The organism is Candidatus Protochlamydia amoebophila UWE25, from assembly GCF_000011565.2.
GTDB lineage: Bacteria > Chlamydiota > Chlamydiia > Chlamydiales > Parachlamydiaceae > Protochlamydia > Protochlamydia amoebophila.
The window spans coordinates 1,259,454-1,283,177 of the sequence record NC_005861.2 but is presented as its reverse complement, the minus strand read 5'-3'; the positions used below and the strand labels follow the sequence as shown (position 1 = coordinate 1,283,177).

Sequence of the window (23,724 nt, the reverse complement as noted above, 5' to 3'; positions counted from 1 at the left end):
TTTTTTATTGTTTGGATAAAGGATTATTTAATTCATCGGAGGTTTCTTGTAAATTTTCCTTCGTTTCAAGAATGTTTTGTTCGAGGGAATTTGAACAAAGATCGCACGAAAGTACTGATCCACAAGTATCCTCTCGTTTTTGATGAGGATCTCTACCGCAAGCTCCTCTTTCAATTTTTGTCTTGCCTGTAATCAACCAACCAATAGCTAAACAAGCAATTGCGATAACAATCACTACAAAAGCAATGACTAAAGTAACAAATAAATTGGACACTCAAATCTCCTGGTAAATTTGAAGATAAGATAGCAAAGGAGGGGATAGTGTGCAATCTTGAATCTTATAGCTTGGCCATTTCTTAGGAATTCTTTTTGCTTTAGCAATCTGTGTTTAAATTTTTTTGCTAAAATTTAGTTTTTTCTGACATTGTAAAATACAATTGAGGCATAGATAGAACGTTTTAGCTTGCATACTTAATAAATTTTTTTTATTTAATAAATTAGTTTTAGAAATATTTTATTTCGCTTTAATAGGTGTGTTGAATAGCATAAATTTAGTTCGAATTTGTTTTGAATAGATAGCAATAAGTATAAGATGATGACTATCAAATTTTATTATCCCCAAACAGAGGAAAGGTATGAAACTTCAGCTATTTTTATTTGCAACTATTTTGAATATTTTGCCGCTAGTTTATGTGTCCGCAACTGAAGAAAAAAAGCCTGCCAATAGTGAAATACCACAAACCCAAGATCTGGTTAATCAAGTCCTTACATTTGCAAGAAATCATCAAGACTTTAAAAATCTTTATTTTAAAGAACATGAGCATGAATTTATTCGTTTAGCTGAACAAGGGCAAAATCCCCATACGTTATTTATTGGTTGTAGCGATTCTCGCATGGTACCAGATTTGATTTTAGGGACAAAGCCTGGAGAATTATTTGTTATTCGTACGGCAGGAAATTTTGTGCCTCCTTATGATCAAAATGGTTGGGATGGTGTTTCTGCCACTATTCAATATGCTCTTGAAGCTTTAGATGTTAAGCATATCATTATTTGTGGTCATTCGCATTGTGGAGCTATTAAAGGTTTATTTCAGACAATTAATTCAACTCAGCTTGGTATTTTAAAGCGATGGCTTCAATTTGGTAATGAAGCTAAAGAGACTACAATGAAAATTGTTAAACCGGAAACGTCTGAAAAAGATTTGTATACTGTTGCAGAACAAATTTCAGTTGTGTATCAACTAGCACATCTTATGACATTTCCCGCTATTAAGAAAAAAGTAGATGAAAAAACTTTAGACTTGCATGGTTGGTATTACAAAATAGAAACAGGAGAAGTTTCATATTATGACCCAGAAACTTTTGTTTTCAAACCTTTAAAAAAGTTAAAAGCTCAAGCCCTTCAGTCAATATTGAATTAATTTCATTTTATCAAAAAAAACTCTGTTTAGATTCAATTAAATCTAAACGGAGTTATATTTGAATAATTAAAGTTAGGAGATGACTTAGCTTTTATTCTTCATAATCATCAAAATCGTCGTCCTCATCATCTACATCAAAATTCTCTTCTATAAGAGGTTTTTTTGGAGCTATTTTTTGGTTTATTTTTTTTGCTGCTTTAGGGATAGCAGACAAGGGAATGTAATCAACCCAAATAGGAGAGCTCCAAGCGATATGACCGTCTTCTTGTATTGCTCTGAGGTAATAATAAACAAACGGTGGTTTTTTATCTTTTGCGTCAACGCAAATTTTTTCTAATGAAGATAAATCATCAAAAGTAAATTCAAAATGATAATCATCAGGCTCGTATTGTTTTAAAGCTTTACCATTACGAATAATTTCTACTGTTTTCAATTTTGTGGTTCCGGCTACATAGCCTGATAAATGACGGTTGACTGCTAAACCAGGTTTTTCCATCGTACTAATCTCTTTACCCATTGGAATTCCGGCTAAATAAAGACCAACAATCATTCTTTCCCCAGTTGTGGCGTAACATGAGCGTTGGTAGAGGGCTTCAGCTAAAGCTTCTCGAGAATGGGAAGAAGCAATGATAGCTGTCAAACCAGGAGAGTACTGCTCTTGATCGCTTTCGTATAATCCGCTATAAATGCCTCTATCATCTAATCCACCTGCTGTAAATCCAAAACGACAATTCTTTAAAAGAGCTTTTTGAATCGATCCTTCAGCTGTCTCTTGTACTCCGTTTGAATTCGACTTAATAGGGCGAGTATTTCCTTCTTTTTTAGTGGTTTCTGAAGAACCCCAGGCGTTATAAATTTCAACTACTCGCTCATAATCTGGATCGAAATTCTCAAAATTATACTCCATCCCTTTTGCCATTGTAAAACAAGGAATTGAAATTAATTCTTTTGGAGAAAAACTTTTGTAGATTTTTTTGAGAGTATTATATTTTAAATCTTTTTTTCGAAGAATAGGCTTATTTTCTTTTGAGTAAACAAATAATCTTATCCCTTCTGACTTGTTTTCCCCACTCCATTGAAAGCCTAATAGTGTGGAAAACCGTTCGTCTTCATCAAATTCTGAAACGTTTTGAGAAATCAACTTCCACATATCGTTAGAAGTCTCTTCTTGACTTTCAAATGGAGATACTCCGAAATAGTTAAATGCTTTATCGTCACGAAAATGTCGCATACAGTTTTCTATGTTTTCAGTCGAATCAAAGCGATCAGATTCTCCATGTAGAAGGCCCCAGAATAAATATTTATTATTTTCTGAAAAACATCTAATAGGCGCAGAGCGAAAAATTTGTTTAGTTTTTGTATTCAATAGTTGGATTGTATAGATTCCTTCTTCATTAAAATAAAGATTGGGGAGAGTGATAAATCCCGTTTCAGGAATAAATAATTTCCAATTTAAATTTTCACGCAAATGTTCATGAGATAATTCAATTAAAGTGTCTTCAGGAGCATTATTAGTCAGATTTCCATATTGATCTTCAAATCGAACAACAACATCGAAGCGTTTATTTTTAACTACAAATGAAGGTGTTAAAACGCGTATATTAGCTAAATCTCCTCCTCGAATGTCCAGTGAAAAAGTTTCGGGTTCATCATAATTGCCTTTACCAGTGGAATCTACGTACAGGAAAAAAGGTTTTCTTCGTTGCGCACTTGTTTGAGCACGAATTGTTCCTTGCCCTTTTTTTTCAACTTCGCCATCTTTCGCTCCCAGTATAATAGTAAGGTGTTCACCCGCTTCTAGAATAGTAGGGAGAATAAATTCATAGTGAGGTGCAAAACTATCAGGAACCTCAATTTCTGTGGCTTGAAGAATTTTGCCATTCTCCATTTTTGCATAGATAACGCCGCCATTCTTTTTCATATTTACGCTAGGAATTTCCCAGTCTATTTCTCTTCCTTTGGATTGGAGATCAAACTTAAAGCGGGTTCCTTTAGGCAATTTAATGGAAGGTGTATAGATAAATTTCCATGTTCTAGTTTCACCTGCAGATGCATGTGCGGGTTCGCAATAACAGATCGATCGACGCATGAAAGATGAACTCCCTTTAGATCTTAAATTGAAAGTATTTTGCCTCAAAACTAATTGTTTTTCAAGTAATACCGATTAGTTGATGCTGAATTAATTGTTTGAAAATAAATTTTTTATTCGGTCATCATATTTAGTTTAGACAGCGTATTCAACAACTCTTTTTTCCCTAATAACTGTCACTTTAATTTTTCCTGGATAACTTAATTCTTGCTCTATTCGTTTTGTAAGATCGCGAGCTAAATTGACAACGCCTGCATCATCAACTTGGTCAGGTAGGACAACAATGCGTATTTCTCGGCCTGCCTGCATCGCATAGGCTTTATCAACACCTGCAAATTCAAGAGCGATTTCTTCCAGTTTTCTCAATCGTTTAATGTATTCTTCAACCGCCTCTATTCGAGCCCCTTCCCGGGAAGCTGAAATAGCATCTGCAGCGCTACATAAATCCGCTTCAATGGTTAAGGGTGCCATTTCATGATGGTGACAACCTATTCCGTTAGCAACTTCTTTATTTTCGCCTAATTTAAGAGCCAAATCATGTCCAATAATTGCATGAGATCCTTCAATTTCATGAGTAACAGCTTTTCCTAAGTCATGTAATAAACCAATTCTTTTTGCAAGTCGAATATCTAATCCGAGTTCCGCTGCCATTAAACCCATTAAATGGGATACTTCAAGGGAATGATCTAAAACATTCTGACCATAACTAAAACGGAATTTTAATTTTCCTAATAAATTAATCAGGTCGGGATGTAAGTTCATCGCCCCGGCTCTTAAAGCCGCGTCTTCACCATATTGCTTAATTTGTTTATGAACATTAATAGTCGCTTTTTCCACGACTTCTTCAATTCTTGTTGGATGAATCCGTCCATCTTGAACAAGTTCTGTTAAAGCCATTTTAGCAATATGTTTTCTAACCGGATCGAAACCTGACAAGACAACTGCACCTGGCGTATCGTCGATAATAAAGTTAACGCCTGTTTCTCTTTCTAAAGCTCGAATATTACGACCTTCACGTCCAATAATACGACCTTTCATGTCTTCATTTGGAATAGTGACTGTACAAACAGTAGATTCAGAGGCACAAGAAACAGCCAATCGATTAATGGATGTTGCAATAATTGTTGAAGCTATTTTCTCAGCTTCTTCTTCAGCTTCTTTTCGAATTCTACGAATTAAATTAGCAGATTCAGTTTTAACTTCATTACTTAAACGTGATAAAAGTATTTCCTTAGCTTCAGAAGAAGTTAAGCCAGAAGCTTTTTCTAAAATAGAAAGTAGTTTTGAGTGAGATTCAATTGTTTGTTTCTTTTCCTCATCCAATTGAGCTTTGCGCCCAATTAATATGGCCTCTCTTTTTTCAGTGTCCGACAATTTTTTTTCTACGAGATTCATGCGACTTTCAAGCTTATCTTCTCTTTGCTTTAAACGCTCTTCTTCTTGTTGAAGTTTTTTTCGTTCTTGCTGCCACATCTGTTCAAGTTCACGTTGATATTCCACTTGTTTTTGTTTTAGGCTTAACTCGTTTGTTTTCCTCAGCTCAGATGTTTCTTGTTCGGCTCGACTGATTATGTCTTTTGATATGCGTTTGAAACCTCCTAAGGCAAATCGATGATAAGCCCAAAAGGTTAATACTCCCAAACCAATTCCAACCAGAAAAATCAGGAGATAAAAAGGGACTTGATTTTCAATCATTGATTGTTGTGTCCTTAATCATCAAATCAATTTGAATGGGCAATTCATGTCTTATGTTATAGGCGATGCAAAAAGCCGTCTAAATTAAAAGTAATTGTGATTAGACTCGTATTCGTTAGGTCTTTTAGCTCAAAATTCTGTTATTCATCAAATATGTATGAGAATAAATCAACTAATTGATGCGAAATTAGGCCTTGTTTAGTCAGAAAAAAGATTTGTCTTTAGCTGGTATAGACCATATTTAGAAGAAAAATCTATTTTTTTCAGTTCAACAACTAAATCTACCACTTCTCATTTATATGAGAAGCACTATCACACAAACTAGACATAAACATTTACAAATGATTCGATTGTTTAAATTTAAATAATTAATTGGATTTATCTCTATTAAGTCTTGGATTTATCGTGATTCAAGATAGATGTAGCATAAATAATTTTGATTTCCAAATCTAGTTTAAACCTAAAGGGATTAATCTGAACTTTTTGAGATTTTGCTAAGCAAAAAAATTTTATTTTGGAAGAGGGAAAACCAATAGCTATGATGAAAATTCATCCTTTTCTTCCGAATCTAATCGAATTGATCTGATTTTAAGTTTTTCTACACGCCTATCATTTGAGCGAATTACTTTTAATTCGAAATTTGGTTTTGTTAAAACAAATCCTTTAGAAGGAATATTTCCTGTTTCATGAAAAATATATCCTCCAATTGTATCGTAGTCGCCATCTTGAGCAATTTCAATATCAAATTGCTCTTCGATATCAAAAATAGTCATTCTGGCATCAATTAACCATCCTCCTTCAGGTAAAGCAACAAAAAGAGATTCTTCACTTTCATCATATTCATCAGCGATATCTCCAACAATTTCTTCTAAAATATCCTCAATAGTGACAATTCCTTCTGTCCCTCCATATTCATCAACAATGATTGCAAGGTGAACTTGTTTTTTGCGAAATTCTTGTAAAAGATGGGAAATTTTCTTTGTTTCAGGCGTATATAAAACATTTTTAACTAAACCTGAAATAGGTGCTTGTAAGATTTTAGTATCTTGCGTGCGAGAAAATTCCATATACTTAGCTAAAACATCTTTGTACATTAGGACACCGATGATGTTATCAAGAGTATGTTTAAAAACTGGTATGCGGCTATAGCCTTCATTATATATTAGAACTGCGGCCTGTTCTATTGTTGTGTCGTGGGCTAAGCTAAAAATATCCACGCGAGGAACCATCACTTCTCGAGCAATGCGATCTTTAAAATCCATGACCCCTTCAATTAATTTTTTGTCATGGGGGTCCAGGCTTGCTGTAAAATTGGATTCTTCAATGATTTCTATAATTTCTTGTTTGGCCTTAGAAGCAGTTTCAGATAAAGGATTAAAATAAATAGTTCGTGCAAATGCTTGAGAAAATTTCAAAAACAAAAAAGTTAGTGGAAAAATAAGAGTCATAAATAGAGAGGACACTAGAGCACAGACCTGAATAGCTATTTCAGGATAACGTCCACCAAGAATACGTGCGAGATAGTCTCCTACAATAAAAAAAAGGAAAAATAAACTTATTAAGCACAACAAGCCGGCAGGCCAGTTAATGATCAAAGATGAGCTGTGTGTTATAGGATTGACTAACCAAGAAATCAAATTTAATTGGATTAAAATTGTTAATGAAAATATGACGTAAATAAAGCGCAAAATATTTTGCGCAAGGGTGGTTATAAAAAATAATTCTTCTGCTTCTTGATTACGGAAGAAAATAGCGTGAAAATGTCGATAGAAGAAAAGTTTACCACTTAAATTCAGTTGTTTTTTTGAGTTCTTTTTATGGAGTCTACGAAGAGCTGTATTAATCGCTGTAAGACAAAACAGTCCGATGATTAATATAATAAGTAAGAAAAGGGTGAGATTGAGAGGCAAATCGATTCTCCTGTTAAAAGGAACCTTGTTATAAAGTTTAATAAAAATCTAAAAGTTTTTTAAAAGTTCATTTATGTAAAAGAATGAGATACAGTAGATTAAAAAAACTTCAGTTTTTAATATTGCATTTATTATTTTTTTTCGTTCAAAGTATACAAAGTTTATTTTGTGATATTCGGATCACTTTAACCTGTTTCCTAATATAAAACATTTAAAATTTTAGAAAATATAAGCCAGTCAAAAGAGATGCTTTTTTCTTTAAATTAGTTGTTTTATGAAGAAGGTAAAAAGAGGGAGAATTTATAGTTAATTTTTCAAAAACTAGTTCTTTTAAAGTAATGGCAAAAATTAAATTTCGCAAGTTAAAAATCGATTACTTTATATATAGCTCAAGTTTTTTTAAATGGGTCATATGTCTTATCTCCGCTTCTTTCATTATGAGGAAATCATTTTCTTCTAAATCATCATATCCCATTAAATGCAATAGGCCATGAACAAGATATAGCGTTGTTTCTTCGTACGGGTCTAGTTCATGGGAAAGAGCGTATTCAATTGCGGTTTGAGGGCAAACAAAAATTTCCCCTAAGATCTTATAGGGAGAATTTTCGTCTTTATCCATGGGAAATGAAATGCAGTCTGTGGGTGTGTCATCATTAAAATAATCTAGATGAAGCTTACAGATAGTAGCAGTATCGACAAAGTAAATATTGACTTCATCACATGTTTGCTGCTCTTTTTGGATAACTTCTTTAACAATAGCATCTAAATTTGCAAGCGAAAATTTTAAATCATGCTGTTCGTTGGAGGCGTTAATAATCACAATCAAAAAAGATTTGTTAGTTTATAAAAAAATTAATTTAAGTTTATGGGTAGAAAAATATCAATAACCAGGCGAGAAGTTTAACCAGAGTTTTGTATTTCTTTTTGATGTTCCATATTTTCTTTTGGCAAATCGAAAAATCAACTTAATAAAAACTATTTTTTAAGTTTTCATAGCGAATTGGGTTCAAAAAGAAAAACAAAACTCTGGTTTCTAAAAATTGAGAAAGATAGACAATTATAGAACAGGTGTTTTAGGAAGGCCTGTAATTCGCTTGTTTTCTGAATCTTTCCAACGGCCAATTTTCTTCAAAACATCAATTCTTTCAAAGCGTTTAAGTACATTACGCTTTGTGGCAGTTTTTCCTGCCTTACCAAAACTTGGGTGTCTAGACATTGTTAAACCTTATTTCTGTTTTTAAGCAGTCAATTATTTAATTTTTGGAATAAAAACGGCTGCAGCAAGATCACCTTCGATTGCATTAGTATGATCTTTAAAACCATTTGGCAAATTGTCTTTAACTGGGCCTGTTTTAGTGCTGGGCTGACGATGTTTGCGAGGAAAACGATTTCGTCTTTCGCCTTGTTTACTCATGCGGGTCATGTGAATTCTCCTTATAAATACGAGGATTCATTATAAGGAAGGTGATTGAAATGCGCAAGATATTTTTCTTAATAATCTGAATAATCAAATCATTTGAACTTTTCGTTTCATCTTCTCTGTTTGTGAATTTTTTTTATTTTATGTTATTTTTGAATTTAGCAAATAAATTTTTGATAACATTTAATTACATAGTTTAAAAAATCAATTAAATATGTTATTATTTTAAAAAAAAGGAGCTACGGTGGGAATTTATAAGACATCTGATCGTTTAACACAGTGTGATCCTCAAATTTATTCCAATTTCTATGATGCTTCTAAAAGGATAGATCTTCGACATTCATCGATTCAAAGTACTGAATCCATCCGTAAAGACACGTGGGAACTGAGTCGTGAAAATTTAAAAAAAGAGGCACTAAATCGATTACGTCATCATTCAAAATATACGATTATACACACAGGATTTATGCGGATTGGAAAATATTTATTTTTAGCGGTAGCTTTTCCTCCTTATCTTGTGATTTATGGTCTGCCTAAATGGATCTTTGTAGAAGGAATCCCCGCCCTTGTGCATACCTTATCCACATTCTTGAAAAAAACTAAACAAAAAGTACAAAAGCAAGTAAATGCTTTAAAGCAGAAAATAAAAGAAGTTGTTTTAGTTATGCAACAAGCTCTGCAAAAATTGATTAGCCCGATTATTCGTTTAAGTTTAGATATCAATCAAGCGCTTCAACGTTTACGATTAAAAATACTTGCTCAAGTAAAGCTGTGGAATCATCAATTAAAAAAAATAACTTCAAAACCAGTATTAAACCCTTTAAAAAAGAAAACGGAGCATTTCTTAACAATATCTTATGAAATAATAATAAAAGGAATAAAAAAAGCACAAAATTGGAAATTACAATCAGTTAACACTTTCCAAACTTTATTATCAATGCTCCAAATTTCAAAACTAAGTGCGTATACATTTTATTTCGTGAATAAACAAGCTTTTGCATGGAAGGAAAAATGGCACAGTAAATATGAGTTGGCTCAAACTTTTGCTCAAAAATGGTTAGGTACATCAGAGAATTTATTAAAAATGGGCTTTCAAAAGACTGCTTATCAGTTTTATCCGATCAAAAAAATTTATTTGCAATCTATCAAACCTTTTTGGGATAGTTTGAAAGTAAGTTATTTTAAAAAACAACAACAATTATTGAATTGGACGGAAGAATATCATCAAAAATTTTTGCAGTATCTAGCAGATCAACAAGAGCAATTAAAAAATTTAACATTTGAACAGGTTAAAGATTATATTTTACTGTATTTAGAGTTTAATTTTTGGCCTCACTTTTTGCGAAGAAATTTTCAACGCTTCGCCAAGAATAAATTCATTGAATTTATTCTAAGGAGTGTATTTAGAAGCATTGCTTATGGAATCTACCTCTCTTTAAAGGGAAGTCGCTATTTTATTAAGGTCATCAGTAAAGGAATTCAGGTTATCAATAAAGGATTAGGAATTTTATCCCGCATAATTAATTATATTTTCAATTTTCTTTATAAAATTTACACTCTTCTCTCTCGTTGTTTAATACTACTCCTCAATCATGGAAGAAAATACCTAGGAAAATTCGTTTACTCATGTTTGCTTGTTTTTATGATGGTCAGCATTGTGACAATTTGGGGGATTAGTTTATTAGGTGAGCAAATGTCTTCTTTAGTCAAATTATTTCCACGCGCCACAAAATCAAGTGCCGATTGCTAAATTTAAAGATTATTTGAGAAGGGATAAAGCCAGCCCCCAATCTTGGTAATTCTTAAAACGTAATTTAGAATTTTCTAATTTTTGAGGGTGGCTTTCGTCGTATAATTCGTAAATTTCTGCGAATAAAGAAAAATATTTGATGGGGTGAGGACAAAGATTAAGCAAACGAGCAGCTAAATTAAGATTCACAGTTTCCTCTGTTGTAATTACAATCCATTCAGGAGATAAATTTGTAGTCAATGTATGAGTTAAAAAACTGTCTTCGGGATAGCGCCAAAGAAGCGAATCAATATATTGGCCCGCTTCTATTGTTGGGACGAGGATTTGTAGTCGTTTCTCTTGCTCAAAAGATTCCTTTGCTTTTGAGCAAATCAAATGAATTTTAGCTTGGTTATCTTTAACATTAAAAAAATAAACTTTAGATTTCATGGCATTTATTTGGGTCGAGAAGTTTAAAATCATGCGTTATAGTTCCAAAAGATATCACAAATTTCATTGCTTCATCAATCTTCATATCGAGAAAAAGAAGATCCTTCTTTTTAAATTTTAACGTATATCCAATAGAAGGATTAGGTGTTCCGGGGATGAAGACAGAGATTAAACGTTCATGCTCTTGAAAATTTAAAAGACTTTTCGAGACAAATCCTAAGCTTAAATGGTTTACAGAGGGATATGGAGCTAGTACTACATAAGCAAAGGATTTAGAGTGGGAGGAAAACAAACTGAAGACAAATTCTTGAGAAAACTTATAAATTTTATTGATGTAGGGGATGGCTAAAATTAAGGTATTCCCTAATTTTAAAATATAATTAATTAAAAAAAGTTGCCCTAGTAATCCAACGCCAAAAATAATACCTATTAGTAATCCTAAAATTAATAATTGACTGATAAAATGAGTGATCCCTAAATCTGCAAATAGAATAGAATAATTTTCATACCAATTAAATTGATTTAACCAAAATTTAGTAAGGTTCAAAAAAGGATAAGTCAAAAAGTTGATGAAAAAGCCAATGATAATGATAGTGAGTATCACGGGAAATAAAATAGCAAAACCAGTCAAAAAACTTTTTTTCATATCTCTTATGTTTCTTGAAAAGAAATTGGAGGAGAATTTAATTCGTAAGAAGGGGTGCTATCGGGCTTTTTTTGAATAGGATGGAATGAAGGTGTAATCATTCCGCAAGAAATAATATATTTAAATGCTTCTTCAACTTTCATGTCTAAATAAAGGATGTCCTCCTGACGATAGACTAAAAGAAAACCAGATGTAGGATTAGGTGTTGTTGGAATGAATACTATAGAGGAATTTTCAAAAGGAGTGTTGTGAAGGCCTAGCAAACCTTCTTTCGTGATAAATCCAATCGAGTAAGTAGAAGGATTAGGAAAGCGGACAAGCACGACTTGTTTAAAGGAATTAGCCTTTGAATTAAAGAGCGTTTTAATCACGTCTTTACAGGTATTATAAATTGTATTAACTAAAGGAATATTTTTAAAAAGATATTCGGCAAATTTTATTACACTACGAAAGAAAAACCACCTTCCAATTAATCCAAGCAAAATTGTGATAAAAAATAGACTAGTTAAGATTAATATTTGTGCCAAAATATTTTGGAGTTGCTCAGAATTCAGAAATAAAAAACCTCTCTCGAATAGACCATATTGTTCAAATACTATTTTAACAATCCCTAAAAATGGCGTCGTCAATAGATTAAAGATAAAAATAACGACACCTAAGGTTAGAGCGGCAGGAAGGAGAATGACTAGTCCCGTGATAAAATATTTTTTCATGAGTCCTATATATTAAATACTTGGATAAAATCATTGTAAACAAAAATGAGATAATCGAATAGTTTAAAACATTTGTTATCAAATGTTTGAGCTTTCATCATCTTGCTTCTCTTTTAATTTTTTATCTTTTCCGTTTTTTCTTCCCAAGTTTAGTCATAGAAGCCGCTTGTTTTTTTTTGAGATTATATTTGCCGGTTGAGCATTTCTTATTTAAATGTTTTTGATATTCTTTGGACGCAGATCTTTTACGTGCAATGGATTTCTTAGGTGTAGAAACGGATGGTAAAACATACCATTTTGTTTCCTGAGAAATAAAATCGATTTTTTCTAACATAACAACGAGATTATCGCCAGGAGAATATCTTGCTCCGTGTTTAGCACCTCTCAAAAGCATTTTTTCTTCTTCATAGACAAAATAATCTTCACCCAAATCGGAAATATGAATAAATCCTTCCAAAAGAAGATCAAAGATCTCAAAATAAATGCCGAAATTTTTGACTCGAGTAATGATAGCTTGATACTCATGTTCCGGGGCCTTTTGATGTCTTTCTTCTAGGAGTCGAAGTTTTTTTAATATCACAACGCTATTTTCAGCTTTTGCGCTGATTCTTTCTTGCTCCGAACAATAATTAGCAATTTCTTGAAGATCATCAAAACGATCACTTTCGCCAAATAAAATACGGTGAACAACTAAATCAACGTAGCGTCTAATGGGGCTGGTAAAATGGCAGTAATGGGTTAAGCTTAATCCATAATGACCAATATTTTCTGCTGAATAAGCAGCTAAACGCATTCGCCTAATGTAGCTCGATGCTAAATAATTACTGTAAGCTGTCTCTGCAGCTTTTTCAAATAATTTTTGAAGATCTTGAGGAGTTGGAAGATCAGGTAATTTGAATCCAAAAGCGGCAGCTAACGTGGAAAAATCACGAAGATTTTCTTCTGAAGGTTCATCGTGAATACGATAAGTCAAATTTTTCCCTTTTTGGCTTAAATCCCACGCAACGATTTCATTAGCCTTCAACATGAATTCTTCAACCATTTGATGTGTAATATCATAAGTAATATATTCGGTTGAATAAGGCTTTCCTTTTTCATCTACTAAAATAACGAGTTCCGGTAGAGAAAATTCAATACTACCGCGTTCGTAACGTTTTTGTTTTAATAAACGACATAATTCAACCATTAGTTCTAAATGCGGTTTATAAGGGCTGTTTTTTTGCCCATCTAAGACTTTTTTGGCTTCTTTATAGGTAAAGCGTTTCGCGCTTTTAATCACAGAGCGAGTAAAACGATAATCAAGTAAATTTCCCGAACTGTCAATGCGCATTAAAACAGAAACAGCTAACCGGTTTACATTTGGTCTTAAGCTACATAAATTTTCAGATAATGCCCCAGGAAGCATGGGGACGCAATATCCTGGAAAATAAGTAGAGTTACATCGTGCTTTAGCTTCTTCATCGAGAGCAGTTCCAGGCTGCACATAATGAGAAACATCGGCAATGTGAACGGCTAAATTATAGATACCTTCTGCGTCACGTGTTAAACTAAGAGCATCATCAAAGTCTTTTGCTGTATCTGGGTCAATAGTCAGAGAAATTAGTTCTCTTAAATCTTCTCTATTTTGAATATCTTTTTTAGAAACACTCTTTCCCAGGTTATTAGCTTCTTCAATCGCAGCTGTTTGAAAATCAGACCTTAACTCAAATTCTTCAATTGCTGCATAGACATCACATGAAGGATCTGAAATGTGACCTAAATAATGAGAAAAGCGACAGATTGTTTCTGTTTCTTTTGACCCCCAATCGATGACTTCCATGACAATGCGATCACCAATTTGCAATTGATGTTCTTCGGTTGGATGAACGACAACTCGTTGTTGAGTACCAAGTAGCGGAACATGAGCAATGAACATCCTATCTTTATCAAGCTGGCGGATGATTCCAGCCATATGAGTTCTTCCACGAGAAAGAATAGCAACAATTTTCCCTTCAGGTCCCTTATCAGAGATAACTTCTTGGTTAAGGATAACTTCGACAACGTCTCCGTCTACACCATTTTTTGTTAAATGTTTGGGAATAAAAATGTCTTGTTCAAAATTTTTAGGAATCGTAACTTGAACGAAACCAAATCCTCGGGGATGCATTTTTAAAATTCCCGTCACCACATCTGCTTGGGATTTTTTCCATTCATATTTCTCTTCTTTCGATTCAATTAATCCCTGTTGCTGTAATTTATTAAGAACTTCTTGAAAAATTTCCTTGTGTTGAGGAGGAAGGGCGAGACGTTGCATCAAAACTTCTAGGGATAAAGGCATAAAGCTTTTACCGCGCATAAACTGTTCTGTAATTTTTAATAAATTATTGAATAGTTTTTCTTCTTTTGCACTCCGCATTGTGGGAGCCTTTTGTTTTGACTTTTTGCTGGTTTTTACCATAGAATTAATCAAATACCTTACGATGTGATTTAAAAAACGCGAGAAAATATAGATTCTGAGCTTTTAAACTCTTTCTTAAACATATCCTCATGATAAAAACTAAATGTTTTAAGCTTAAATTGCTTAAGATGTTTTTTTGTTTTTTTATTCATCATTTCATGTTTAGCAGTTAAAATACTCATTTTCGGTATTTTGTGTATAACACAGATACCTAATCTTCGCTAGAAAACTTAATTAACTTATGGAACAAAATGAAATACGATCATCAACAAATTGAAGCAAAATGGCAAAAGTTTTGGCAAGATAATCAAACCTATCGTTCAGACGATAATTTTCAGAAACCCAAATACTATGTTTTAGATATGTTCCCTTATCCTTCGGGAGCTGGATTACACGTAGGTCATGTTGTAGGGTATACCGCAACCGATATTATTGCCCGTTATATGCGAACTAAAGGCTATAATGTGATGCATCCAATGGGATGGGATAGTTTTGGTCTTCCAGCAGAGCAATATGCAATTCGAACAGGAACACATCCTGCCGAATCAACACAAGAAAATATTAATAATTATCGTCGCCAACTTCGAGCTCTAGGATTTAGCTATGACTGGAATAGAGAACTGGCAACAAGTGACCCAAATTATTATAAATGGACGCAATGGATTTTCACAAAGCTCTATGAAAAAGGGCTGGCCTACGAAGCTGAAATGCTTGTTAATTATTGTCCAGCTTTGGGAACTGTATTAGCAAATGAAGAAATTGAAAATGGAAAAACAAAAGATGGAGGCCATCCTGTTGAAAGAAGACCTCTTAAACAATGGATTTTAAAAATTACGGCTTATGCAGATCGTTTGCTTCAAGATTTAGACTTATTAGATTGGCCTGAAAGTTTAAAAAAATTGCAGATTAATTGGATTGGAAAAAGCGAAGGAGCTTATGTTCAATTTATCGAAAAAACAACCCAAGAAGCTTTTTCTGTCTTTACAACGAGACCGGATACTTTATTTGGAGTCTCTTATTTAGTTTTAGCTCCCGAGCATCCTTTGGTATCTCACATTACAGCTTCTAGCCAGCAGCAAGCAGTTCGCGCTTATCAAGCGCAAATAGCAAGTAAAAGTGATTTGGATCGAACCGAGCTTAATCGGGATAAAACAGGGGTGTTTACAGGAGCTTATGCAGTCAATCCCGTTAATCATAAGGAAATACCCATTTGGATTTCTGATTATGTATTGATGAATGTCGGAACAGGGGCTATCATGGCTGTACCCGCTCATGATGAGAGAGATTTTGAATTTGCGAAGACTTTTAAACTTCCAATCATTCCTGTCTATGATCCTGTTTGTGAAGAAATAACCATTCGAAATCAAGTCTTGGCTGGACAGCAATGCTGGCCGGGCCATGGTATTTGTGTCAATAGTGCTTGTGGCGATCTCTCCCTCAATGGTTTAAATCTAGACCAAGCAAAGAAAATTGTTATCAACTGGTTGGAAATTAACCATAAAGGAAAGTCTGCCACGACTTATAAATTACGCGATTGGTTGTTTTCTCGCCAGCGGTACTGGGGAGAGCCTTTTCCTTTACTCAAATTTGAGGACGGATCGGTTCGACTTCTTGATGAAGATGAACTTCCCCTATGTCCACCTGCAATTACAAATTACAAACCCACTGGCGATGGAAAAGGGCCATTAACGCAAATTAAAGAATGGGTAGAGATCATTGATACAAAAACAGGAAAAAAAGCCTTTAGAGATACAAACATTATGCCACAATGGGCAGGATCTTGCTGGTATTATCTTCGTTTTTGCGACCCACACAATACAGAAAAAGCATTTTCTCCAGAAAAAGAAAAATATTGGTTACCTGTTGATTTGTATATAGGTGGGGTAGAACATGCTGTCTTACACCTTCTTTATGCTCGATTTTGGCATAAGGTTCTGTATGATTGCGGTTACGTGCATACCCTAGAACCTTTTCAAACTCTTCGTAATCAAGGCCTCGTTGTTGCCCGTTCCTATCAAAATAAGATGCGTGTGTATGTTGAACCTCGCTATGTGGAACAAAGAGATGGCAAATATTTTGATAGCCGGACAGGAGAAGAGTTAACTAGCCAAATTGATAAAATGTCTAAAAGTAAACTCAATGGGGAAAGTCCGGATGAAATCATCCAAGAATATGGAGCTGACGCACTTCGTTTATATGAAATGTTTATGGGCCCTCTTGAAAAAGAAAAAGTTTGGAATACAGATGCTGTGTCAGGAACAAGGCGGTTTCTTAATCGATTTTATGAAATGGCATTTTCAGACAAAGTCACCAACGAAACATCTGAAGAAGGGCTTAAATTGGGACACCGTCTTGTTCATAGCGTAATGAAAGATATGGAATTGCTTCAGTTTAACACGGCAATTGCTAAAATGATGGAATTTATAAATGAATTTACTAAGTTGGTTACTTATCCAAAACAAGTTATTCAAATGGCAACTCAAGTATTAGCTCCCTTTGCACCTCATCTTGCAGAGGAAGTGTGGGAACATTTAAAATGTGAAGGATCTCTTTCTTTTACTCCATATCCGCAAGTGGAAGAAAAATACTTACAAGAGAATGTAATTACTTATGTTGTGCAAATTAATGGTAAGGTAAGAGGTCGATTTGATTTACCTAAAGATCAAACGCAAGAAAATGTCTTAGAAGCGGCTAAAAATAACCCTCATATCCAGCAATACATTAACAAAAAAGAAATTGGGAAAGTTGTTTTTGTTCCTAATAAACTCTTAAGCATTGTTTTAAGATAAAAATATGAGCTGATGTTGGATGAATAAGAATTTTTAAATTTAAAAAATTCATTCAACATCAGTCCATCGGTGCTAAATGATAAAATATTATTTTAATACAAATTATCCTTTTTTTCTTGCAATGAGTGCCATAAAAAGGGGAAATTCTTCGCGAGCTCTATTTTCCATCTTTGCAGCTTTCCCTTCACTGTTTTTATTGGAGCACCATTCTTCTATTCGATCTAGTGTAAAGCCAGCTTCTTGAAGCCAGTATGTATAAGTCGAAAGGGGATAATGAAATGACCATGTTTGTTGAGATTCGGTTCCTTGGCCTGGATGCATTTGGATAGGAATTTTCATTTCACTCATATAACGGTCCATTCTTCGGTATTGAATTTTGTTTTCTGTGTCAATTTTCCAAGATGATTGGCGGGGAATGCGAAAGCAAGGATGATTAATGACAATAACCAAAGGGGATAAAGGTTTTAAATGTTTGGAGGCATTTTGAAAAACTTTTAAAGGAAACTGGATGTTTTGCAAAGCTAAGATAATAGTAGCATGCGAAAAGTCTACTTTTTGTATAGGTAGTTTTTCGGTCACATCCGCACAAAAAAAATCACATTGAGCGCGACGATTATGTTGTCTTGCAGCTGTAATCAATTGTTTAGCAAGATCAATACCAGTGTATGAAATTTGTGAGGGAAGATGTCTACTCAAAACTCCTTGGCCACAAGCTAAATCTAATAATGATGCCTGTTCTTGGTCTGAAAAATTGAGTAGTTTGGTGACTTGTGGAATAATGACTTGTTGGTGGTAATAATGTCCTTGTTCACCAACTGAGTTGTCATACCAACGACCGACTGAATTCCACGACGTATCACGATTTTTTGTCATATAATCCTTATCTAAATGTATAAAATTATGTAATTATATATTTTTTTTAATAAGACTTTCAAAGAAAAAAAATAGTCATTCGATGGTAGCTATTATTAATAGTATTTTTTTATATAAAATATATTTTAAGTCTATCAGTTGACTCATTAGATAAAAATTGATACTATACTGCTATAGTTAAAAAGTTTTTATTGAAATTTATATTTTTCCTTTTGGCTTGCAGATTTCTAAGTATGGGTTATTGTTAATTAAAAGTTTAATCACTTTAATAGTAGTGGATAAGCAAGCGTAGGACTAAGCGGAGTATGCTATATGTTCAACAATACCTCTTTAGACGAAGTACCTTTTCTCAAGCAATTGGACGAAGTAGCCAATAAAATTGAATATTTCCAAAAAAAATATTGCCAACCAGGGGATTCTGTTACTAACCACGAAATTTCTGAATTTATAAAAGACCTTGAATTATATAATACATTGATCGAAGGAACCTTAGAGAATAGAAAATTAGTTTTGGCAAATGGACAAAAAAATAATCAACGAATTGAGCAAGCTTTAAATGCGGTTCTATTATTTCAAAAAGTGAATCCTGATGAAGGAACTAAAAAAAATATTCGACAAGTGATTGCTTCTTTATTTAATGATTCTGAGAAAGAACAAAGACGTTTTGAAGAATCTATCAAAAATTTAAGAAGTAAATGGGATAGTTACATGAAAAAAGTTCATGAAATCGTTAAAAGTAACAAAGTTAATTAATCTAGTTTATCTTTTTGAAAGTCATCACATGCAATTTCAACAACAGTTATTTTATCTTTTTGGATCTCTTTTTGGCATGTTGTCAATAGCTGCGGGTGCTTTCGGCTCACACCTACTCAAGTCAAGGTTGACATCTGAATATTTAGGAGTTTTTGAAGTTGCCGTACGTTATCAAATGTACCATGCTTTAACGCTAATTCTAATCGCATTTTTGATGAAAAGTTCTCAATCATCTTGGTTACCAAAAGCTGGTTGGACATTTATTATCGGCGTGTTTTTGTTTTCAGGTAGTTTATATACACTTGTATTAACTAATGTAAAACGATGGGGAATAATTACACCTATTGGTGGGGCAGCTTTGCTCATAGGTTGGTTTTTTTTAATGTTATTTGGTTTTTTTGACAAATAATTGATTAATATAGATTTATATATGCAACGGCATAGTGTTATTTTAAAGCCTGGTAAAGATAAAGCAATTAGGAATTATCATCATTGGATTTTTTCTGGAGCTGTGCAATCCTATCCTTCATTTAAAGACGGCCAGATTCTTCCTGTTTGTGCTTCCTCTCACCAATTGCTAGGTTATGGATATTTTAATCGTCGTTCGGGAATTGTTGGTAGAATGGTTTCGTTCAATAACGTTCCGCCATTAGAAACTCTTAAAAAACGGCTCATTTCAGCATGGAAATTTAGACAGCAGTTATTTGATTTCAGACAAACTAATGCTTATCGTTTTGTGCATGGCGAAGGAGATGCGATTCCTGGGTTGACGATAGACGTTTATCAAGATGTCTTTGTCTTACAAAGCTCAACTAAAGGAATTGACGAATTGAAGCCGTGGATTATTGAGACTCTCAACGAACTCTTTCAACCAAGATCGATTTTTGAAAAATCGATATTACCTTCTCGTAAAGAAGAAGGATTAGCAGATGTACAAAAGCATTTATCAGGAGAAGAAGTTGGCGACATTTCATTTTTTGAAAATGGTTTAAAATTTACAACGAATTTACATAAATCTCAAAAAACAGGCTTTTTTCTTGATCATCGCGAAATGCGCCAATGGATAAAAACTTTATCTTTCAACAAAAAAGTATTAAATGCTTTTTCTTACACTGGTGGTTTTAGCGTATATGCTATGGCTGGAGGAGCTAAACGAGTAGATTCAGTAGATATTTCTCAAGAAGCTGTAAATGCTTGTCAAAAACACTTTGTTTTAAATGAACTTTCCGAATTTGGCAGCCGATTCATTTGTGCTGACGTCTTCAATTTTTTACGTGAAGATGTTCTTGATTATGATCTTGTTATTTTAGATCCTCCTGCTTTTGCAAAAAAGCAAAAAGATGTCATAGCTGCTTGCCGTGGTTATAAAGACATTAATCGATTAGCAATGCAAAAAATGCCTAGAAGATCTCTTCTTTTGACCTGTTCTTGTTCACATCATGTTAATGAGCTTCTATTTCAAAAAGTTGTTTTTCAGGCGGCAGCAGAAGCAAATAGAAATGTACGCCTCATCGGTAGACATCAATTAGCCTGTGACCACCCCATTAATCTGTTTCATCCAGAAAGCGATTATTTAAAAAGCTTTCTCCTTTACCTAGATTAAACTTTTAGTAAATAATCTACTCGAAAGGAATTGTCGAACTGTTTGATATTTTGAATTTTTAACAACTTGGCTTTTTTTAGAGTCGGAATTTCCTTAGAAAATAGTGGAAGTCCGCTTTTACCTATTAATAATGGCCCTGTATAAACTGACAGACAATTAACAAGACCGATTTCTAACAAAGCACTTTGTAACGTAGATCCACCCTCGACAAGAACTTGAATAATTCCTCTTTTCGCAAGTAATTGCCATGCTTCGCGTAAGTTGACATGCCCATTTTTTGTTGCAGAAATCACAATGACCTCTGCCCCAGTTTTTAACCATTCATTTTGCCTCGTAATAGATGAAGCTTTCGTTGTTAAAACAAGAGTTGGGGCTAACTTTTGATCAAATAAGAGGCCTGTTGCAGGAGTTTTGCCGCTAGAATCAATTAAAATTCTTTGTGGTTGTTGAAATAGATGAATAGTTGGATGTCGAACTGTAAGTTGAGGCGAGTCAATAGTCGCAGTTCCAGATCCGATTACAACCGCTTGGGAATAAGCTCTTTGCAGATGCGCATCTAATCGTGCTTCAGAAGACGTTAACCATTGAGAAGTTCCATCCACAGCAGCTGTTCGACCATCAACGCTTGTCGCTATTTTTAAGACTGTATAAGGGATTTGGCTTTCACGTTGATATAAATAAGGGGTTAATACAACTTTTGCTTCTTTTTCACCAATTCCTACTTTAACATGAATACCTGCTTCTCGGAGTTTCTGAATCCCTTGCCCTCGAACTCGTGAATCAGGATCTTTTAAAGCCACATAGACATTTAAAATCCCTGCGCGAATAATCGCTTCTGTGCAAGGTGGTGTTTTTCCATGATGAGAGCAGGGCTCTAAAGTTACGTATAAAGAAGCTCCTTTAGCATTTTCACTAGCTGATTTTAAGGCATTGATTTCAGCATGAGCTTGTCCTGATGGATATGTATAACCTTTTCCAATGATTTTTTGATCTTTGACAATGACACATCCCACCCAAGGATTAGGAGGAGCATGAAGACGTGCTTTCCAAGATTCTGCAATGGCTTCTAGCATGAACGTATGATGTATTTCAGAGTTTTTCATTGAAAAATTATCCTAATAATTTAAATAAACTTATCTTAATTAACAAATGTTAACAATAAATCTAGAAAACTCAAAGCTCGAGCCAATTAAATAATATGAAATTACGGTTCTTATGCTCACATAAAAGTTTCAAAAGAATTTACTTACTCTTGGAAAAAGTAGGATATAAAAAGTTGGGAAGTAATCATTATTGAAACTTTTAATCAAATGGGGAAAACTTTTTTAGGCTTTTCTTGAGTAACGAATTTTTCAAGAAATATTAAATCAAATTGAAAATATCACTACTTTGAGTATAGTCCTTGATTAAGATTTTTATTTTGTCTATTCTATTTTTTTTTATTTAACTTTCCAATGATTATGATAAAAAGCACAAAACCTCTAGTCAGTACTCAAGCAGCCGTTGCTTTAATTTTACTTGGCCCTCCAGGCTCGGGAAAAGGAACTCAAGCAAAAAGACTTGCGCATGAATATCAAATTCCTCACATCTCTAGCGGCGATCTTTTTAGAGAGCATATGTCAAAAGAAACGATTATCGGTTTGAAGGCAAAAGAATTTATTCAAGCAGGAAAATTAGTGCCCGACGAATTTGTAATGGATATGCTGTTTGATCGACTTGCCCATCCAGATTGTGCTAGAGGATATTTACTAGATGGTTTTCCTCGTACTGTCGCACAAGCAGAAGCTTTAGCTGGTAAACGGGATATAAAAATCCCTCTGATTGTTTTATATTTAGAAGTTCCCGATGCAGTGATTGTTAAGCGAGCAGAAGGTCGGCTTGTTTGTAAGAATTGCGGAATGGTTTATAATCTTTATTCTTCTTCTCCTCGTCTTCCTGGAGTTTGTGATAAATGTGGGGGAGAGATTTATCGTCGTCCAGATGATGATGCCAACATAGTTTTAAAAAGATTAGAAGTTTATCATGAGTTGACAAGCCCTCTTATTCAATATTATACTGATCAAGGAATTCTGTTAAAATTTGATGGAAATCAAAATTCTGATACGGTTTATTACCAGTTGAAAAAATCTATTAATGAAAAGTACTTATAACTTCTATTAGATTTTTTAATTCTGATGCAATGTCTGTCAGTGAAAAGAATTCACACTCGAGTTAAAAGAAAAATTTATTGTGGTTTCACATTAAAATTTTTCATTTGTAAAATCCGTGAGGTCTAGCAAGTGCGCATGATCATTAATTTAAACTAATTTTTAAATTTTTTATTTTTAGCTACGATAAGTTTATTTAAATTATTTTTTAGAATTCTGAATAAAATTTATTAAGAAATTTAAATATAAAGACTGCAAATGCTTATTAAATCCTAGCCCAACAGCCTTTATTACTAAACTGTAGAAGCCAAACAAGTTTTCCATAGTCTGAAAGATACAAAATTGGAAATTTAGTTACAGCTCTTAAAGTTGAATTTTCGCTATTGTGGGATTGTAACCTATATCTACAGAATTTTGTTGAATTATAAAAACTTGAAATAGTTGTTGATTTAAAATAGCATAAGTCTCCTGATGAACTCAGTGTATGGTAAACCAACTTGAAATTACAGTTTGTGAATTAATTTTCCTTTATCGAATTTCATTTATAGATTAAGGTGATTCGAATTTTATAATATTGCTTGAGCATGATGTTTAAGAACTATTAAATGACTATGATAATTAAATTGTAATGAAGAGATAGTATTCTTAATAAACTTTAGACTTTCTATTTCTAATTTTTTTTATAATTCGAGAAGTTTAAAACTTATTTTAAGTATTTGTGTTAATTCAAAATCTGCAATTGTTAAGAATTGAGCAGAAAAATTCCTGCTTTTATTAAGCTGAGAATCGGTTTTATTTTTCTCTCTTTTAGTATAGCATTTTCTGTATGAAAGATGTGACATATCATTTATCAAAAATAGCAGTTGAGCTGATTAATCTAAATTAGAAAGGCAGACTCATTCAATTATTAATAAAAAATTAACAATATATTTATCCCATCTTTTTTTCCTTGAGGTAGATTGCAGTTCTCTATATGAATGAGAATTTGGATTAAATTCTATCTAAAAAATAGTTAGTGTTTAATTTTTATTTTTAATATGCATTATATT

20 protein-coding genes are annotated in these 23,724 nt (G+C 33.4%); 7 read left to right on the top strand and 13 right to left on the bottom strand.

Annotated elements, in window-relative coordinates:
- Window positions 1–4: 4 nt before the first annotated feature.
- Window positions 5–274, bottom strand: coding sequence for a hypothetical protein (locus PC_RS05100; RefSeq protein WP_011175609.1), 270 nt, complete (start codon window positions 272–274; stop codon window positions 5–7).
- 361 nt (window positions 275–635) lie between these two features.
- Here PC_RS05100 and PC_RS05095 point away from each other — a divergent pair, with 361 nt between their 5' ends.
- Complete coding sequence (locus tag PC_RS05095; protein ID WP_011175608.1) at window positions 636–1,421, top strand: carbonic anhydrase; 786 nt, start codon at window positions 636–638, stop codon at window positions 1,419–1,421.
- Window positions 1,422–1,512: 91 nt separating this feature from the next.
- On the opposite strand, the gene PC_RS05090 is transcribed toward PC_RS05095, so the two are convergent.
- The 6 genes from PC_RS05090 to PC_RS11215 form a co-directional block, all read right to left on the bottom strand.
- Window positions 1,513–3,510: a DUF3604 domain-containing protein gene (locus PC_RS05090; protein WP_011175607.1), complete on the bottom strand. Its 1,998-nt coding sequence runs from the start codon at window positions 3,508–3,510 to the stop codon at window positions 1,513–1,515.
- Window positions 3,511–3,645: 135 nt separating this feature from the next.
- Window positions 3,646–5,205, bottom strand: coding sequence for a ribonuclease Y (rny, locus tag PC_RS05085; RefSeq protein ID WP_011175606.1), 1,560 nt, complete (start codon window positions 5,203–5,205; stop codon window positions 3,646–3,648).
- Window positions 5,206–5,741: 536 nt separating this feature from the next.
- Complete coding sequence (locus tag PC_RS05080) at window positions 5,742–7,115, bottom strand: hemolysin family protein (protein ID WP_011175605.1); 1,374 nt, start codon at window positions 7,113–7,115, stop codon at window positions 5,742–5,744.
- Window positions 7,116–7,488: 373 nt separating this feature from the next.
- A complete protein-coding gene (ybeY, locus tag PC_RS05075; protein WP_042279539.1) occupies window positions 7,489–7,935 on the bottom strand; it encodes an rRNA maturation RNase YbeY in 447 nt (148 codons plus the stop codon).
- Between the two features lie 237 nt (window positions 7,936–8,172).
- Window positions 8,173–8,331 carry a small basic protein gene (locus PC_RS10470; RefSeq protein WP_011175603.1) on the bottom strand — a complete coding sequence of 53 codons (159 nt, stop codon included), beginning with the start codon at window positions 8,329–8,331 and terminating at the stop codon, window positions 8,173–8,175.
- A gap of 33 nt (window positions 8,332–8,364) precedes the next feature.
- Window positions 8,365–8,538 carry a hypothetical protein gene (locus PC_RS11215; RefSeq protein ID WP_162831831.1) on the bottom strand — a complete coding sequence of 58 codons (174 nt, stop codon included), beginning with the start codon at window positions 8,536–8,538 and terminating at the stop codon, window positions 8,365–8,367.
- A gap of 241 nt (window positions 8,539–8,779) precedes the next feature.
- On the opposite strand from PC_RS11215, the gene PC_RS05070 reads away from it, so the two are divergent.
- Window positions 8,780–10,285 carry a hypothetical protein gene (locus PC_RS05070; RefSeq protein ID WP_011175602.1) on the top strand — a complete coding sequence of 502 codons (1,506 nt, stop codon included), beginning with the start codon at window positions 8,780–8,782 and terminating at the stop codon, window positions 10,283–10,285.
- A gap of 9 nt (window positions 10,286–10,294) precedes the next feature.
- Here PC_RS05070 and PC_RS05065 read toward each other — a convergent pair whose 3' ends face one another.
- The 4 genes from PC_RS05065 to rnr form a co-directional block, all read right to left on the bottom strand.
- Window positions 10,295–10,714, bottom strand: coding sequence for a DNA polymerase III subunit chi (locus PC_RS05065; protein WP_039358900.1), 420 nt, complete (start codon window positions 10,712–10,714; stop codon window positions 10,295–10,297).
- Window positions 10,704–11,360 carry a DUF502 domain-containing protein gene (locus PC_RS05060; protein WP_011175600.1) on the bottom strand — a complete coding sequence of 219 codons (657 nt, stop codon included), beginning with the start codon at window positions 11,358–11,360 and terminating at the stop codon, window positions 10,704–10,706. Before PC_RS05060 ends, PC_RS05065 begins: the two co-directional genes overlap by 11 nt.
- 5 nt (window positions 11,361–11,365) lie before the next feature.
- A complete protein-coding gene (locus PC_RS05055) occupies window positions 11,366–12,073 on the bottom strand; it encodes a DUF502 domain-containing protein (protein WP_011175599.1) in 708 nt (235 codons plus the stop codon).
- 121 nt (window positions 12,074–12,194) lie between these two features.
- Window positions 12,195–14,468: a ribonuclease R gene (gene rnr, locus PC_RS05050; RefSeq protein ID WP_232086061.1), complete on the bottom strand. Its 2,274-nt coding sequence runs from the start codon at window positions 14,466–14,468 to the stop codon at window positions 12,195–12,197.
- Window positions 14,469–14,761: 293 nt separating this feature from the next.
- Between rnr and leuS the strand changes: the two genes are divergently transcribed.
- Window positions 14,762–17,299 carry a leucine--tRNA ligase gene (gene leuS / locus PC_RS05045; protein ID WP_011175597.1) on the top strand — a complete coding sequence of 846 codons (2,538 nt, stop codon included), beginning with the start codon at window positions 14,762–14,764 and terminating at the stop codon, window positions 17,297–17,299.
- A gap of 102 nt (window positions 17,300–17,401) precedes the next feature.
- Here the strand turns inward: leuS and PC_RS05040 are convergent, their stop codons facing one another.
- Entirely contained in the window at window positions 17,402–18,172 is a 771-nt protein-coding gene (locus PC_RS05040) for a class I SAM-dependent methyltransferase (RefSeq protein WP_011175596.1), read from the bottom strand.
- Between the two features lie 312 nt (window positions 18,173–18,484).
- Here PC_RS05040 and PC_RS05035 point away from each other — a divergent pair, with 312 nt between their 5' ends.
- The 3 genes from PC_RS05035 to PC_RS05025 are packed head-to-tail and all read left to right on the top strand — an operon-like array spanning window position 18,485 to window position 20,528.
- Entirely contained in the window at window positions 18,485–18,925 is a 441-nt protein-coding gene (locus PC_RS05035) for a hypothetical protein (protein ID WP_011175595.1), read from the top strand.
- Window positions 18,894–19,334, top strand: a complete 441-nt coding sequence (locus PC_RS05030; protein WP_011175594.1) for a DUF423 domain-containing protein — start codon at window positions 18,894–18,896, stop codon at window positions 19,332–19,334. Before PC_RS05035 ends, PC_RS05030 begins: the two co-directional genes overlap by 32 nt.
- A 21-nt stretch (window positions 19,335–19,355) precedes the next feature.
- The gene (locus tag PC_RS05025) at window positions 19,356–20,528 is read left to right on the top strand and encodes a class I SAM-dependent rRNA methyltransferase (RefSeq protein ID WP_011175593.1); all 1,173 of its coding nucleotides are present in this window, start codon (window positions 19,356–19,358) and stop codon (window positions 20,526–20,528) included.
- On the opposite strand, the gene ribD is transcribed toward PC_RS05025, so the two are convergent.
- Complete coding sequence (gene ribD, locus PC_RS05020) at window positions 20,525–21,631, bottom strand: bifunctional diaminohydroxyphosphoribosylaminopyrimidine deaminase/5-amino-6-(5-phosphoribosylamino)uracil reductase RibD (protein WP_011175592.1); 1,107 nt, start codon at window positions 21,629–21,631, stop codon at window positions 20,525–20,527. The genes PC_RS05025 and ribD overlap by 4 nt on opposite strands.
- Before the next feature lie 357 nt (window positions 21,632–21,988).
- Here ribD and PC_RS05015 point away from each other — a divergent pair, with 357 nt between their 5' ends.
- Window positions 21,989–22,678 (top strand): adenylate kinase, encoded by a 690-nt coding sequence (locus tag PC_RS05015; protein WP_181679062.1) that lies wholly within the window; start codon window positions 21,989–21,991, stop codon window positions 22,676–22,678.
- Window positions 22,679–23,724 lie beyond the last annotated feature (1,046 nt).

Excerpts from the sequence above, each read along its gene's own strand:
- PC_RS05095 (WP_011175608.1), top strand. The coding sequence starts at position 636 with ATGAAACTTCAGCTATTTTTATTTGCAACTATTTTGAATATTTTGCCG.
- PC_RS05090 (WP_011175607.1), bottom strand. The coding sequence starts at position 3,510 with ATGCGTCGATCGATCTGTTATTGCGAACCCGCACATGCATCTGCAGGT.
- rny (WP_011175606.1), bottom strand. The coding sequence starts at position 5,205 with ATGATTGAAAATCAAGTCCCTTTTTATCTCCTGATTTTTCTGGTTGGA.
- PC_RS10470 (WP_011175603.1), bottom strand. The coding sequence starts at position 8,331 with ATGTCTAGACACCCAAGTTTTGGTAAGGCAGGAAAAACTGCCACAAAG.
- PC_RS11215 (WP_162831831.1), bottom strand. The coding sequence starts at position 8,538 with ATGACCCGCATGAGTAAACAAGGCGAAAGACGAAATCGTTTTCCTCGC.
- PC_RS05065 (WP_039358900.1), bottom strand. The coding sequence starts at position 10,714 with ATGAAATCTAAAGTTTATTTTTTTAATGTTAAAGATAACCAAGCTAAA.
- PC_RS05060 (WP_011175600.1), bottom strand. The coding sequence starts at position 11,360 with ATGAAAAAAAGTTTTTTGACTGGTTTTGCTATTTTATTTCCCGTGATA.
- PC_RS05055 (WP_011175599.1), bottom strand. The coding sequence starts at position 12,073 with ATGAAAAAATATTTTATCACGGGACTAGTCATTCTCCTTCCTGCCGCT.
- rnr (WP_232086061.1), bottom strand. The coding sequence starts at position 14,468 with ATGCGGAGTGCAAAAGAAGAAAAACTATTCAATAATTTATTAAAAATT.
- leuS (WP_011175597.1), top strand. The coding sequence starts at position 14,762 with ATGAAATACGATCATCAACAAATTGAAGCAAAATGGCAAAAGTTTTGG.
- PC_RS05040 (WP_011175596.1), bottom strand. The coding sequence starts at position 18,172 with ATGACAAAAAATCGTGATACGTCGTGGAATTCAGTCGGTCGTTGGTAT.
- PC_RS05035 (WP_011175595.1), top strand. The coding sequence starts at position 18,485 with ATGTTCAACAATACCTCTTTAGACGAAGTACCTTTTCTCAAGCAATTG.
- PC_RS05030 (WP_011175594.1), top strand. The coding sequence starts at position 18,894 with ATGAAATCGTTAAAAGTAACAAAGTTAATTAATCTAGTTTATCTTTTT.
- PC_RS05025 (WP_011175593.1), top strand. The coding sequence starts at position 19,356 with ATGCAACGGCATAGTGTTATTTTAAAGCCTGGTAAAGATAAAGCAATT.
- ribD (WP_011175592.1), bottom strand. The coding sequence starts at position 21,631 with ATGAAAAACTCTGAAATACATCATACGTTCATGCTAGAAGCCATTGCA.
- PC_RS05015 (WP_181679062.1), top strand. The coding sequence starts at position 21,989 with ATGATAAAAAGCACAAAACCTCTAGTCAGTACTCAAGCAGCCGTTGCT.